The sequence below is a fragment of the Cereibacter johrii genome (assembly GCF_001720585.1).
GTDB lineage: Bacteria > Pseudomonadota > Alphaproteobacteria > Rhodobacterales > Rhodobacteraceae > Cereibacter_A > Cereibacter_A johrii.
The window spans coordinates 25,239-39,162 of record NZ_MABH01000122.1 but is presented as its reverse complement, the minus strand read 5'-3'; the positions used below and the strand labels follow the sequence as shown (position 1 = coordinate 39,162).

Sequence of the window (13,924 nt, the reverse complement as noted above, 5' to 3'; positions counted from 1 at the left end):
GGGGCAGGAGCCTTCCGCGGCGCGGCGTCACGCGGCACGCTTGCGGAGTTGCCAGAGAAAGAAGGGGCCGCCCAGGAGCGCTGCGAGCAGGCCAGGCGAGATCGGCCAAGGCCAGGCCAGCAGCCCGCCCACCCATTGCGCAAGGACCATGACCGAGGCGCCGGTCGCGACCGAAGCGAGGGCCGCCGGCGCGGTGGCGCGGAACCCCATGGTCGCCACGAGATGGGGCACGATCAGGCCGACGAAGCTGATCGGGCCGAGGGCGATCGTGCCCGCGGCAGCGGCAAGAGACGCGAGTGCCAGCCCCGCAGCGCGGGCGGGCGTCACGGCCAGCCCGCGCCCTGCGGCGACCGCCTTGTCGAGCGCGAGCAGGTCGAACCAGCGCCGCAGGAGGAGCGCCGCCGCCAGTACCGCGAATGCCACGCTCCAGGCCAGCAGAGCCTGGGCGAGGCTCGCGCCGCCGGTGGACCCGGAGAACCAGCTGAGGAGCGCTGCGCCTTTCGGCCCGCCGGAGGCGAGCACCAGCGTCAGAAACGCCTGGGCCGTGCTGCCGAGCCCCACGCCGATCAGCAGCAGACGCGAGACCGCAAACCGGGCGCGCGCGGCCAGCAGCGTCACCAGGGCCAGCATCGCGCCTGCGCCCGTGGCCGTCAGGACAAAGCGCGAGACGAGCCCGCTTTCCGGCAGGAAGACCATGGCCAGCGCGAAGGCGAGGCCCGCCCCATGCCCGACGCCGAGGAGGTCGGGGCTCGTCAGCGGGTTGCGCAGGAGGCGCTGGAGCAGAAGGCCCGAGAGCGCGAGGCAGGCGCCTGCGCCGGCCGCGAGCAGCAGGGGCGGCAGGCGCCAGCGCAGGACGGCGGCCAGATCCCCGGCCGTGGTGAGGTGCAGGCCGGTCTCCGAGCGACCGATCAGCAGCGCGATGGCCAGCAGGACAGGCACGGCCAGCGCCAGGGGAAGCAGCGCCCGCATCGGGCGCCGGGGGCGGGCCTGCGCCGGCGGCTCGTGGCGCGCGGGAAGATCCGGGCTTCGGGACCTGAGCGACAGAAGGACCAGAAGCGGCCCGATCAAGAGGCCCGACGCCGCGCCGACCGGGACGTCCCCGGCGAGACCCGAGAGCAGCCGCGCCGTCTGGTCGGCAAGCAGCAGCACGACCGCGCCCCAGAGGCCCGCGCGGGGCAGGTTCGGCCGGGAGACGCCCCCAGACCTGCCGCCCAGCCCGCGGGCGAGCGCGGGGCCCGCGAGCCCCACGAAGCCGATCAGCCCCACCGTCGCCACCACCGAAGCCGTGAGCCAGGCCGCGGCGGCGAGCAGCAGGAGCTTGGTCCGGCGCACGGAGAGGCCGAGGCCCTGTGCGGTCTCCTCGCCCAGCATCAGAAGCTGGAGCGGCCGGTGCAGCAGCCACAGCGCCCCCGCTACGGGGGCGGTCTGCGCGAGGAGGCCGAGGCCGGATTGCCAGCCGGCCTGCGCCAGCGATCCGGCCTGCCATGTCAGCAGCTCCTGCAGGAAATCGTGGTTGAAGAGGACGAGAAGCGCGTGGGCGGCCGCGGCGCAAAGATTGACCATCACGCCCGCCAGCACCAGCGCCTGACTGTGCAGGCCGCGGCCCCATGCGACGGCCAGCACCAGGATCAGCGCGCCCGCGGCTCCGGCCAGGGCAAGGAGCCCCGGCGCGGCCTGCCAGAGAGCCGGAGCCAGCAGCAGCCCCGCGGCCAGCGCCAGCGAGGCGCCACCCGAGATGCCGAGGAGCCCGGGTTCGGCCAGCGGGTTAGCGAAGATGCGTTGGCAGACCTCGCCCGCCATCGAGAGAAGGAATCCCGCGAGAAGTGCCATGGCGAGGCGCGGCAGGCTGCTCTGGGTCAGCACGAGCCGGGCGAGCTCGTCGCCCGCCAGCGCCTCGGGCAAGAGGGGCAGCAGACCTTGCAGCGTGAGCGCGCCGGCGAGGAGAAGGAGAAGCGTGCGCGCCATGGATCAGCCTTGCGTGAGGGCCGCGGCGACCGTCCCGGCCAGATGCCGGGCCGAAAGCAGCCCGCCCTGTGGATAGAAATTGCCGATCCAGTGCGCACGCCCCGACGCGACGGCGGGCACCGCGCGCCAGAGGGCGCTCGTCCGCAGCATCCGCTCGGTCCGCGGCCGCATCGAGGCGATCTCGACCAGCAGGATCGTGGCCTCTTCCATGCCGATCAGCTCCTCGAGGCTGGCGCGGTAGGTGCCGAGCGCAGTCACCGGGCCCGTCCAGGCGTTGGCGAGGCCCATCCGCGCCAGCACCGCATCGGGCAGGCTGCCGCGGCCGTAGAGGGTGAAGAGCCGCCCCGAGAGGTCGGGGACGCAGACGAGGACGGAGCTGCGGCCCGCGCGCCGGCCCGCCGCCGCCAGCGCAGCTTCCGTCCCTTCCACCAGCCGCGCGGCGCTCTCGGGCGCGAGCCCTGCGACGGCGGCCATCTGGCGGGCGAGATCGGCGGCGAGATCGAGCCGGCTGCCGCGCGTCTCGGTCGGCACGATGTCCACCGGGGCGATCTCGGCGATGCGCGGCGTCATCATCAGGGCCGAGGCCGGCGCGATGATCCGGTCGGGCGCGAGCCGCGCCAGATATTCGAGGCTGATCTCCCAGAAGGGCCCGATGTCGACCACGCCCGGCGGCAGGTCGAACGGCATGCGGCTGGCGAAATAGCCGCTGTCCGAGATCGCGAGCGGCGGCCGGTCGAGCGCGATCAGCGTCTCGGCCGCGGCCCAGTCGATGACGGCCAGCCGTGGGCCGGCCGCCGCCCGCGCAGGGACGGGGAGGGTCAGGGCCAGAAGGCCCGCGAGGAGAGGACGGCGCGAGATCATGAGAGGGTGACGGAGGCGGCGGGCCACCTCCGTCCGGGTCCGTCAGAAGCCGATGGCGATCTTGGCCGTGACCATCCGCCGGTCGCCCTCGTAGCAGGAATAGGCGCTGGCGCAGGTGGTGAAATACTCTTTGTCCGTCAGGTTCGTCACATTGAGCGCCAGCCGCGCGGTCTCGCTCAGCGCATAGCTCGCGCCGAGGTCGATCACCGTCCGGCCATCCACCTTGATCGTGTTGCCATTGTCGCCGAAGCTCGTGCCCACATGGCGCAGCCCGCCGCCGAGCGAGAGGCCGTCCAGCGCGCCCGAGCCGAAGCTGTAGTTCAGCCAGAGCGAGGCCTGGGACTTCGGCACCAGCGCGGGGCGATTGCCCTCGTTGCCGGCATTGTCCTCGGTGATCTCGACATCGCTGTAGCTGTAGTTCGCCGCGATGTCCCAGCCCGAGCCGAGCGAGGCCTTGCCCTCGACCTCGATCCCGCGCGAGCGGATCTCGCCCGTGGCGATGTTGTAGCCGGTGGAAATGCCGCCCGGCCCCAGCTCGGGCGTGAGCACGTTCGACTTGGTGATGTCGAACAGCGCCACCGTCAGCAGCGCGTCCGTGCCCGAGGGCTGATACTTCGCTCCCAGCTCCCATTGCTGGCCGCGGGTGGGATCGAAGGTGCGGCCGTCCGAGCCGAGGCCCGGGTTCGGCAGGAAGCTCTCCGAATAGCTGAGGTAGGGGACGAAGCCCGCATCCGTCAGGTAGCTCACCCCCACCCGGCCCGAGAAATTGTCGAGATCGACATCGCGCGCGGTTCCGGTCACGTGGTCGTCGGTTCTGGTGCTGAGCCAGTCCTGACGCCCGCCCAGCGTGAAGAGGAAGCGATCCAGCCGGATTTCGTCCTGAACGTAGAGGCCCGTCTGGCGATATTCTTCGGTGTAGTCATAGGCCACGGTCGTGGGGGTGGGAACGTCCACGCCGTAGACAGGGGCATAGGGGTTGAGCGAGGGCGCGGTGCCGTTCCAGCGGCGCGCGTCCGTGTCGCTGCGCGAATGGTCGAGCCCGATCAGCAGCTTGTGCGAAAGCCGCCCGGTCTGGAACTCGCCCAGGAGGTTCGTGTCGACCGCAAGGCTGTCGAGGCTTTCCGAGAAGCGCCGCGCCTGCCGCGTGAGCCCGGTGGCATCCGCCCCGATCATGGCGATCATGTCGAGATCGAAATCAACGCGCCCGTAACGCAGATTCTGGCGCACCGTCCAGCCATTGTCCATCCGGTGGCTGAACTCGTAGCCCAGCGTCTTCTGGTCCTGCTCGCTCCGCGAGAAGTTCGGGTCGCCCACCAGGATGTCGGTCGGCGTGAAGAAGATCGCCGTGCCGCCCGAGCGGTCGCGCAGCGCCTGCGCCGTGACGGTCAGGCTGGTTGCGTCGCTGGGCGCCCAGGTGATCGAGGGCGCCAGCATCAGCCGGTCGTCCTTCATCCGCGTGCCGTCGCCGTAGGAATATTGGGTGTTTCCGTCGCGCGCCACGCCGACCAGCCGGTAGGACAGCGTCTTGTCCTCGGTGAGCGCGCCCCCGAAATCGACCGCCGCCTGCGTCGTGGCGAAGCTGCCGTAGGAGAGCTCGGCCTCGCGCAGCGGTTCGGTGACCGGCCGCTTCGAGGTCTTGCCGACCACGCCGCCCGCATCGGACTGCCCGTAAAGCGCCGAGGATGGCCCGCGCAGCACCTCGATCGTCTCGAGCTGGTGCGGATCGGTGCGGAAATGGCTGTAGTTCGAGGCGATCTGGCGCAGCCCGTCGAGATAGGCACTGGAGGACTGGCCGTTGAAGCCGCGCAGCATGATCCATTCGAAGCCCTTGGGGTCCGGGCCGTAGGTTTCGATGTTGACGCCCGGCACATAGCGCAGCGCCTCGGTGACCGAGCGGGCGCCCTGCGCCTCCATCTGGCGCGGGCCGATCACGCTGACCGACTGCGGCACTTCCAGAACGGGCGTGCCGCTCTTGCTGGCCGTGCCGCTGGCGCCTGCCACGAAGCTCGTGGCCCCGTTGCTGTCGCCCGCCACGCGGATCCGCTCGAGCATCACGCCGGCCGAGCCGTCCGCCGCGCCCGCGGGGGCGCGCTGGAAGACGTGGATCGTGCCCGCATTGGCGAAGCGCCACGAGAGGCCGGTGCCTGCAAGCAGCGTCTCCATCGCCGCCTCGACGCTCATCGAGCCCTGCACCGGATTGCCCCGCACCGCCACAGCGCCCACGTCGGGCATCACGATCGAGAGCCCGGCCACGCTGCCGATGTCATTGACCGCGCGCGTCACGGGTTTCGCCGGAATGTCGAACCGGTGCGCCACGCCTTGCGCCAGCACGGGGAGCGCCGCCCCGCAGAGAAGCGCGGTCGTCAGCAGCCGGGAGAGAAGGGATTGCCCTCGCATGGATTATCCTTTTGTCCTTCGTCACAGTCAGCACGGATGGCGAAGGCTCAGGCTTTCCATGCACTCCTAAGGTTCACGTCCCGGGGTGGGGATCACTGAACCGGCGGTCGCAAGTTTTTTCTGAAACGGGCTCTAGGGGCGCAGGATCCGGACGGATCCGGGCAGGTGGGTGATGGTCAGCCCCACCGTGTCGCGCAACGACTCGAGCGCCGCCTCGGGGTGATCGAGATCGAGGCTGCCGGACACCCGCCTGTCTCTGAGGTCGCGCGAGGGAATGAGGATGTGCCCCGGCAGATAGCGCTCCAGCGTGCCGACCAGATCGCCGAGCCGCATCCGGTAGAAGGCGAACCTGCCGTCCTGCCAGCCCGATGCTTCGGCCAGATCCACGGCTTCCACGGAAGGCCCACCCGGGCCGTCGACGCTGAACTGCTCGCCCGGGACCAGCGGCTGCTCGACCGGCAGACCGGGATAGCGGACGCTCACGCGGCCTTGCCTGAGGACGATCTGGCCGCCGTCCTCCAGCAGCCGGACGTCGAAGACGGTGCCATGCACGGTCACCTCGCCCTCGCCGAAGTGCACACGGAACGGTCGCGGCGATCTGGTGACCTCGAACGAGGCCGCCCCGCGCAGCAGCCGCAGAAGGCGGTCGGGACCGTCCATGTCGACACGGATCGCGCTGTCCGCGTCGAGAAGCACCCGGCTGCCGTCGGGCAACGAGACGCTGCGGCGCTCGCCCCGGGCGCTCGCGTAATCCGCTCCGAGATCCTGCAGGAGATGGGGCTGGCGCAGCCAGAGGCCGCCGAGGCCGATCGCCAGGGCCAGCACCGCCACAGCTCCGCCGCGCAGAACGCGCCGCCGCCGGGCGCCCCGATCCATCGCCGCCAGATAGACCGAGAGCGCCCCGGCCTCGGCTTCGGCAAGCCGTTCGCCGGGCGCGCGCATCTCGCCCCAGAGCGCTTCGACCTCGGCCCAGGCGGCAACATGCGCGGGATCCTCCGCGAGCCAGACCTGCAGTTCGCGTTTCGACAGCGCGCCGCCGCGCAGGCGGACAAAGAGGTCACGGGCTTTCGCGCGCTGCGGCTCGGTCGGGTGGCGATCCCCAGTCAAGCCCCGACCTCTGCGGCGGCGGCGCAGGCGGCGACGGCCTTGGCCATGTGCTTGGCCACCGCGCGTTCCGACATGCCGAAAGCGCCGGCGATCTCGGAAAAGCTGCGGCCATGGACGCGGTTGAGCAGGAAGATGTGCCGGGTTTTCTCCGGCAGGGCGAGCAGAGCCAGATCGATCCGCTGCAGCGCGTCGCGGGCGCCGACCGCGTCTTCCGCCGAGGGCGCATGCAGACCCTCGTCGCGCTGGGCGGCCTCGGCAAGCAGCCGCGCCCGGGTCTGCTCCGCGCGCAGGTGATCGACGGCCGCGTTGCGCGCGCAGCGACTGAGATAGGCCGCAGGCTCCCCGTTCAGCCGCGTGGCACGCTCCCACAGACGCAGGAAGATGTCATGGACGATGTCACGCGCGAGGCTCGCGCAGCCGATCCGGCGGGCGATCTGCCGCTCCATCCGGTCGCTTTCCGAGACGTAGAGCTGAAGGAGGTGATCGGACTGCACGGTGCGGGCCTGACTGGGAAGAGACGCGGCACCTTACGGCGGGATGGAACTCCCGACAATATCACTCTGCTATTCAATCGTGGCCTCCCCCGCCGCTTCTGCCGCCTGCCGGCAGATCCAGGGGTCGGGCAGGGGCGCTCAATGTCCCCACGATGCTGGCGACACTTCGGCGCTCACGACCCCGCCGTTTCCGGTCGTCACACCGGGCAGGATGGATTGCGCTCTTTGATACAGACGTCTTCCCTGATCCTGGCGGGTTTCGCACTCTCTTGGGTTAGGACTTCGGCACCGGGGCCGGGCCGGTCAAGCGATTTGTGCGAGCGTGAAGGGCCGCCAGGACGTGGGTTCGGCATCAGGTCGGCTCTTCTGGCCACATCATCCACCCCCAGCTGCTCGAACCAGTAGAGCGGATGTGTCTTGCGTCATCGTCCTCGCGGCACAGGCAAAGCTCTGGCCGGATGCGGACGCGAGGTGGTTCAAACCTCTCGTGAAAAGATGTCGCGCATGCGGGCGGCCTGTTCTCGGAGGAAGCCCTGATCCGACATGGTCAGGAACCCGGTGGCGCCTTGCGACCGAAACCGATCCGCTTCGGTGCGGTCGGAGCTGAGGATCAGGGTGGGCATTCCGGCATCCCGTGCGCCGGCGAGGACAAGATCCACGGCGCGCTCGATCCCTCCGTTTGCGGCAGCCGGTCCCATGCTGGCGGCGAGATCCGCCCGTCCGATGAAGATCGCGTCCAGTCCGTCGGTGGCGAGGATCGCATCGATCCTGTCGAGGCACTCCGCGTCCTCTATCATCGCGATGACGGCACAGCGTTGATCCTGCCTTCTCATGTGTTCCGCGACATCCGTCGCGCCGAACGTGCCGGCGCGGGTCGTGGGCGACAGGCCGCGCGCTCCGCTGTATCGCGCGAGGGCAACGATCTCGCGCGCGATCTCGGGCGATGCCACATGCGGCACGAGCACCCCATCCGCACCGCAGTCGAGCACCCGCAGAATGTCGGCCGGTTGGCGCACGCGCACCAGCCCGGCCATCCCGTGCGCCCGACAGGCCAGCAGGATCGCATCCGTGGTCTCCGGGTTGAAGGGCGCATGTTCCTCGTCGATCACGACGAAGTCGAAGCCGAGCGTCGCGAGGATCTCGGCCGGCTGGGTCGAGGGGATCTTCAGGAAGGTGCCGAGGATCGGCTCGGGCGCCCGCAGGCGGGCACGGAAACCGGTGCGATCGCCGGGCATCAGAAAGCCACCTCGCCCGCGCCCTTGGTGCCGAGCATCCTGCGCGCCTCGTCAGGCGTGGCGATCTCGTGGCCCAACTCCTCGAGGATGCGGCGCACCTTGGCGACCATCCGGGCGTTGCTCTCTGCCAGTTGCCCTCTGGCGATGTAGAGGTTGTCTTCCAGACCCACCCGCACATGCCCGCCCAGGATCGCGCCCATCGTCACCAGCGGGAACTGCGACCGCCCCGCCCCCAGAACGGACAGCAGGTGGTCGTTCCCGAACAGCCGTTCGGCCGTCGCGCGCATGTGCATGAGGTTCTCCGGATCCGTCCCCTGCGCCCCCGTCACGCCGAAGATCGCCTGCACGAAGAAGGGCGGCTTCACCAGTCCGCGATCCGCGAAATGCGCGAGATTATACAGATGGCCGGTGTCGTAGCACTCGAACTCGAACCGCGTGCCCAGTGCCGAGAGCCGTGTCAGCACCGTTTCGATCTGGGCGAAGGTGTTCGACATGATGAGGTCACGGGTGCCACGCAGGTAGTCGACCTCCCACGGTTGCGGATCGCGGCACCCTTTCTCTGCCGCAGAGATGTTGAAGTTGAAGGACCCCATGTTGAGCGACGCGAGCTCCGGCGCGGTCTTCAGCGCGGGCGCGATGCGGGCGTCCATCGACATGCCGAGCCCGCCGCCGGTGGTGATGTTCACGATGGCATCCGTCGCGGCGCGGATGCGCGGCAGGAACGCGGCATAGTGGGCGGGATCCTGACTGGGCGCGCCGGTGTCCGGCACGCGGGCATGCAGGTGCAGGATGGCGGCCCCGGCCTCGGCGGCACCGATCGCGCTCTCGGCGATCTGCTCGGCGGTCACCGGAAGGTGGGGCGACATGGAGGGCGTGTGGATCGAGCCCGTGACGGCGCAGGAGATGATGGTCTTCTTCATGAAGGCACGGCCTTGTTGAAAGGGCCGGGCCCGGAGCAGCGCCGGGCCCGGCGTGTCTCAGAACATCTTGACGACGCGGATCTGGGCCACGCTGTCATATTCGAAGCCGCCCTCGACCTTCAGGTCGCGGCCATACATGCCCTGCACCTGCACCGTGGGGGTGACGAAGTGGCTGCCGTAGATCCGGAGCTGATCGCGATGGGTCTTCAGGCCCGTCTCGATGCCGCCGATGCTCTGCGCGCCGCCGCGCTGGCCGGAGTAGCCCACCGCAAGCGAGGTGGCGGGCCCCCACTGCTTGCGCAGCATGGCCTGAAGCTGCCAAGACGGCGCGCGTTCATGGCTCACGCCGTCCTCGTCGTGATCGCGCTGCAGGGCGACGTCCAGCGCGCCGTCGAAGTAGAAGCCGTGGCCGAGGCCTTGGATCAGCCCGATCTGGGGGGTGATCGTCCAGGTGCCCTCGCCAAGACCCATGCGGGCGGGATCGTAGTCCCCCGTGGGCAGCGTCGCGAAGAGCGACAGGCCCAGCGTGGTGCCGGTCTCGGGGCTGTCCGGCTGCACCGGCCAGACGGTCAGGCCGAGCGTCAGGTCGCCCAGCCCGTCGCTGGTGCGCTGCCCGACCCCGCCTATGTCGGCATCGAGGCCGGCAAAGGGCGCGACGACATGGAACACCGCCGGGGTCTCGCCCAAGTCGAAGTAGCTCAGCGTGCGCAGGATGCCGACGTCGGCCTCGAAGGACGAACCCGGCACCGTGGCACCGTCCAGCCGCAGCGTGTCGGAGCTCAGGTGCTGCCAGTAGACCATGCCCAGCGTGGTGCCGCCGGGCAGGATCGTGTAATCGGCCGGGCCGACATCGATGGCCTGGGCCGGCGCGGCAAGGCTCAGCGCGACTGCCGCGAGCCCAAGGATGCGCGTCTTCGTCATTCAGGTCTCCTCCCTGTTGTCGTTGACGGTGGTGGTTCAGGAGGCTGCGACCTGCGGATGCGGCCGTGCCATGGAATAGGCGCCCCGGTGGAACAGCAGCGGTGCCTGGTCCGAACTGTCGAAGGCGCGGACACGGCCGATCAGGATCCAGTGGTCGCCGCCGTCGAGGATGGTCTCGCGCAGGCATTGGATCGAGGCACATGTGTCCGGCAGAAGCAGGCAACCGCCCGCGCCCTCGGTCACTTCGAGCCCGTCGAACTTGTCCTGCGCGCGACAGGCGAAGCGGTTCGACAGGGCGATCTGGTCATGGGCGAGGATGTTGACGGCGAAGTGGCTCGCGGCCTCGAAGACCGGGTAGCTGGACGAGGCCTTCAGGAGGCTCCAGAGGATCAGCGGCGGCTCCAGCGACAGCGAGGTGAAGCTGTTGGCGGTGACACCCACGCGCCGGCCGTCTGCCTGTGCGGTGATGACGGTGACGCCGGTGGCGAAACAGCCCATGGCGGCGCGGAAGGCACGCGGATCGAACCCCTCGGCTGCGGGGAAGATATCGGTCATCGGGACCTCTGCGGTTGGTTGAGGCAAGGGGAAGCTGCCCGGCCCGGGGGCGGGGCCGGGCGGCGGGTGCTTCAGAACAGGGAGGGATCCCGCTCCAGCCCCATGAGCGCCCGCCCGAGGATCTGGGCGCAGATGTCATAGTCGGTGTAGGCGTGGGCCGCGGTCATGTGCGCGTCGCGGAACAGGCGTTGTCCTTCGGCATCGTCGAACCACGACGAGCCGCCGGACGCTTCGAACAGCCGGTCCACCGCGGCGACGAACATCTTCACCGCATAGGCCTGATTGGTGCGCCAGAAGGCCATCTTGGTCTCGTCCGGAAAGACGCGGCGCTCGGCGTGGTCGCGCATGTCCTCCCAGGTCTTCTCGAGGAAGGCCCGGCCCGCCGCCACCTGATGCGTGCTTTCCGCAAGACGCATGCAGGCGGGAATCGACTGGCTCACCTTCGCGCCGGTATAGGCGCGGACGCGGCTTTGTGTCCGCTCGGTGTAAAGCTGGATCATCCGCTCCGCGATGCCCAGAGATACGGCAGAGAAGCAGCTGGCAAAGACGTAGATGAAGGGCACATGATAGGTGGTGCTCTGGGGATAGAGGCTGCCGCCCGCCGAGGTCAGGGTCATCAGCGCCGGCACGGTTTCGATCCGGTGCTCGGGCACGAAGGCGTCCTTGACCACGAGGGTCTTCGAGCCGGTGCCCCGCATCCCGGCGGTGAACCAGGTGTCCTTGATCTCATAGTCGCTGCGCGGAAGGATCGCGAAGCTGTAGACCTTGCCGCCCTCGGGCGTGTCGCGCAGGAAGCCCAGGATCGCCCATTGCGCGTGATCGCAGCCCGAGGACCAGCCGAACTCCCCCGAGAACCGGACGCCGCCCTCGACATCCACGGCCTTTCCGTAGGGGGCGATCGAAGAGGAGCAGACCGTGTCGGGATCGTCCTGCCAGATCTCGTCCTGCAATTGCTTCGAATAGAGCGCGATCTGGTGCGCGTGCTCGGCCAGCAGCGAGAAGGCCCAGGCGGTAGACCCGCAGGCGGTGGCAATCAGCGCGATGCAGGTCTCGAACTCCGGCAGCGGCATCTCGAGCCCGCCATAGGCCTTGGGCTGGAAGGCGCGATGGAGGCCGGTGCTCTTGAGCAGGTCGATGTTCTCCTTCGGCACCTCGCGCATCTCCTCCGCCTTCGAGGCATTCGCCGCGATCCGGGGAAGGATGGCGCGGACGCGCTCGATCATCGGGGTCGTATCGTCGAACATGGGGTTTCTCCTCCCTGGAGGCGTCACTTGGACAGGAATGCGACGGCCGCCTCGCGGAAGCGGACATCGGAGGTGAGGGCCACATGGCCGGGGCCCTCGATCAGGTGGTGGCGTGCATGGGGCATCGCCCGGCAGAGGCGCGTGTCGGGCTGCGCCACGGCATCGTCGCGGCTGTTGAAGATCAGGATCGGGGCCTTCACGGTGGCGAGCCGATCTTCGGTCAGCACCGGGTTGGCGGGTCGTTCCAGAAGGGCGGCGAGGCAGGCCGGATCGCTCCCGCTCTTCGCGGCATAGGCCAGAAGGGCCTTGACCTGCGGCGGAGGGTCGGCTGTCTCGCCCCGCAGGGCCGCAACGAGGGCGGGACCGGCGGCTTCCGGGGCAAAGATGTTGTCGCCGATACCGCCCAGCACCAGCCGCCCGAGGCTACCGGGGCTGCGCGCCTCCAGCTCCAGCAGCAGCTTGGTGCCGAGCGAGAAGCCGATGGCGCCGTAGAGCCCCGCGGGGAGCTTCGCCGCAAGATCCCCGGCGAGGTCGGCATAGTCGGCAGGGTCATGCGACCCGCCCTCGGGCCCGTGGCCCGCGATCGTCCCCCCGACCGGATCGAAGCCCGCCGCACGCAGGGCACAGCTCCAGCCATCGGCCTCCCAGGTGGCCGTGAACGATCCGCCCCAGCCGTGGATCAGCGCCACCCGTTTCATGCCGGAAGGCCCCTGGCTGCGTCCGCGGCGGCCCTCAGATCGGGTGTGTCCGCCCCGGCAAAGACCAGGGCGCCGCGCACGTCGCGGAAGCGCCAGCCATCGGGCGTCTCGACGCAGTCGAAGGTGAAATCCGCAAGCGAGGACGGGGCCTCCAGCGGCAGGGGGCTTGCGCCCGAGCCGGAGAAGACGGTGATCGTCGCGGCAACCCGCATCCCGTCGCCGGGCAGCCTCCGCAGGTTGGTGCAGAGGTGCCGCGTGCGGCGCTGGCGCTGGGCCGACAGGGCGCGGCGGGCAGCGAAATAGCGGGTCAGCTCTTCCGTTCCCTTGGCGCGGAAGCTCTCGATCCCCAGCGCCCCATCGGCGGTGAAGAGCGTGGCACCGGCGGTGTCGAGGGTCTCGTCCACCACCGCCCAGAAGCGCAGGACGAGATCCTGCACCTCGAGGAAGGCCTGCGGCCGAAGGCTCATGATCCCACCGTCATGAAGGTCTCGGCCATCTCGTAGCCCCAGCCGTTCATCACCTCCGTCAGCTGCTCCGGCGCGATGGCGCAGTCGAGGGGCGGCGTATCGTCGGCGAACTGCTCCATGCCCGAGGAGAACTCGTTGCGGTTGCCGAAGGGATCGAAGGCATAGGCGTAGTTGTTCGTGCCGAAGCCGGTGGACTTGCCCAGCCCGCCGTTGTGGCGGCCCGGCCCGAACTCCCAGCGGTGGCCGGTGTCCATCAGCCGGTCGGAGAGGCGGAAATAGTGGTTGCCGTCCTCGACCGCGAAAGCCACATGATGCAGCCGGTCTCCGGGACGCACGGCCCGCATGTAGGCGATGTCATGGTCGTAGGCCGAGCCGCGCAGCCAGACACCCGCAAGCTGCCCGCCGACCGAAATGTTGAGCGATGACTTGAAGCCGATCATCATCAGGAAATCGCGCATCACCGCCGGGTCGACCGCGCCCAGCAGGTTGATGTGATCCATGTCGCAGGGCACATGGCTGCCGCGCGCGTCGAAGTCCGAGATCCCGGCGCGACGCTCCGCCCCGCCGGTGCAGAGCCGCAGCTCGTGGCCCGAGGGCAGGTGGAACTTGAGCGTCGCGCCCTCGCCCGGGCGGCTGTCGCCGTTCAGACGCTCGGAGGCGACGCCTTCCTTTCGCAGGATGCTCTCGACCCGGTCCAGATCCTCCTGATCGTCGACGCCGAAGGTGAAATTCTCCAGCGACTGCCTGCCCTTGACCAGCGTGATGTCGGCGGCCGTGCCGCGGCAGGCGAGATGGACGGTGGTGTCGTCACGCGACAGGACGGTCAGGCCGAGCACGTCCTCGTACCAGGCCAGGGCCTTGCCGAGGTCGCCGACCTGGACCGCGGCGTGGTCTATCCGGTTGATCCCCATGATGTGATCCTTTCTTCGGGCAAAATTGTCTGGGACGGCCACCGCAGAGGCGACACGTCAAGGCAGCCGCGAGGCGCGCCGCCGGGAACCGGGCACGACGAAACCGTTCGGACCGAAGCGTCCGTCACGTCGCGTACGAGGGTCGGGAA

13 protein-coding genes are annotated in these 13,924 nt (G+C 69.5%); all 13 read right to left on the bottom strand.

The window, feature by feature from the left end:
* Positions 1 to 27: 27 nt before the first annotated feature.
* A complete protein-coding gene (fhuB, locus tag A9O63_RS09755) occupies positions 28 to 1,965 on the bottom strand; it encodes a Fe(3+)-hydroxamate ABC transporter permease FhuB (protein WP_069331760.1) in 1,938 nt (645 codons plus the stop codon).
* Between the two features lie 3 nt (positions 1,966 to 1,968).
* Entirely contained in the window at positions 1,969 to 2,826 is an 858-nt protein-coding gene (locus tag A9O63_RS09750; protein WP_069331759.1) for an ABC transporter substrate-binding protein, read from the bottom strand.
* A 42-nt stretch (positions 2,827 to 2,868) separates the two neighbouring features.
* Positions 2,869 to 5,223, bottom strand: coding sequence for a TonB-dependent siderophore receptor (locus A9O63_RS09745; protein WP_069331758.1), 2,355 nt, complete (start codon positions 5,221 to 5,223; stop codon positions 2,869 to 2,871).
* A gap of 132 nt (positions 5,224 to 5,355) precedes the next feature.
* Entirely contained in the window at positions 5,356 to 6,330 is a 975-nt protein-coding gene (locus A9O63_RS09740) for a FecR family protein (RefSeq protein ID WP_069331757.1), read from the bottom strand.
* Positions 6,327 to 6,824, bottom strand: coding sequence for an RNA polymerase sigma factor (locus A9O63_RS09735; RefSeq protein ID WP_069331756.1), 498 nt, complete (start codon positions 6,822 to 6,824; stop codon positions 6,327 to 6,329). The genes A9O63_RS09740 and A9O63_RS09735 overlap by 4 nt, the downstream gene beginning before the upstream one ends.
* A 476-nt stretch (positions 6,825 to 7,300) precedes the next feature.
* Positions 7,301 to 8,059 (bottom strand): HpcH/HpaI aldolase family protein, encoded by a 759-nt coding sequence (locus tag A9O63_RS09730; protein ID WP_069331755.1) that lies wholly within the window; start codon positions 8,057 to 8,059, stop codon positions 7,301 to 7,303.
* Positions 8,059 to 8,979, bottom strand: coding sequence for a beta-keto acid cleavage family enzyme (locus tag A9O63_RS09725; RefSeq protein ID WP_069331754.1), 921 nt, complete (start codon positions 8,977 to 8,979; stop codon positions 8,059 to 8,061). The genes A9O63_RS09730 and A9O63_RS09725 overlap by 1 nt, the downstream gene beginning before the upstream one ends.
* A 57-nt stretch (positions 8,980 to 9,036) precedes the next feature.
* Positions 9,037 to 9,900: a transporter gene (locus A9O63_RS09720; RefSeq protein WP_069331753.1), complete on the bottom strand. Its 864-nt coding sequence runs from the start codon at positions 9,898 to 9,900 to the stop codon at positions 9,037 to 9,039.
* A gap of 36 nt (positions 9,901 to 9,936) precedes the next feature.
* Complete coding sequence (locus A9O63_RS09715) at positions 9,937 to 10,455, bottom strand: flavin reductase family protein (protein WP_069331752.1); 519 nt, start codon at positions 10,453 to 10,455, stop codon at positions 9,937 to 9,939.
* Between the two features lie 71 nt (positions 10,456 to 10,526).
* Positions 10,527 to 11,699, bottom strand: a complete 1,173-nt coding sequence (locus A9O63_RS09710; protein WP_069331751.1) for a p-hydroxyphenylacetate 3-hydroxylase oxygenase component — start codon at positions 11,697 to 11,699, stop codon at positions 10,527 to 10,529.
* Between the two features lie 23 nt (positions 11,700 to 11,722).
* Positions 11,723 to 12,397: an alpha/beta fold hydrolase gene (locus A9O63_RS09705; RefSeq protein ID WP_069331750.1), complete on the bottom strand. Its 675-nt coding sequence runs from the start codon at positions 12,395 to 12,397 to the stop codon at positions 11,723 to 11,725.
* Positions 12,394 to 12,864 (bottom strand): nuclear transport factor 2 family protein, encoded by a 471-nt coding sequence (locus A9O63_RS09700; protein WP_069331749.1) that lies wholly within the window; start codon positions 12,862 to 12,864, stop codon positions 12,394 to 12,396. The genes A9O63_RS09705 and A9O63_RS09700 overlap by 4 nt, the downstream gene beginning before the upstream one ends.
* Complete coding sequence (locus A9O63_RS09695) at positions 12,861 to 13,775, bottom strand: VOC family protein (protein ID WP_069331748.1); 915 nt, start codon at positions 13,773 to 13,775, stop codon at positions 12,861 to 12,863. The genes A9O63_RS09700 and A9O63_RS09695 overlap by 4 nt, the downstream gene beginning before the upstream one ends.
* Between the last annotated feature and the right edge of the window lie 149 nt (positions 13,776 to 13,924).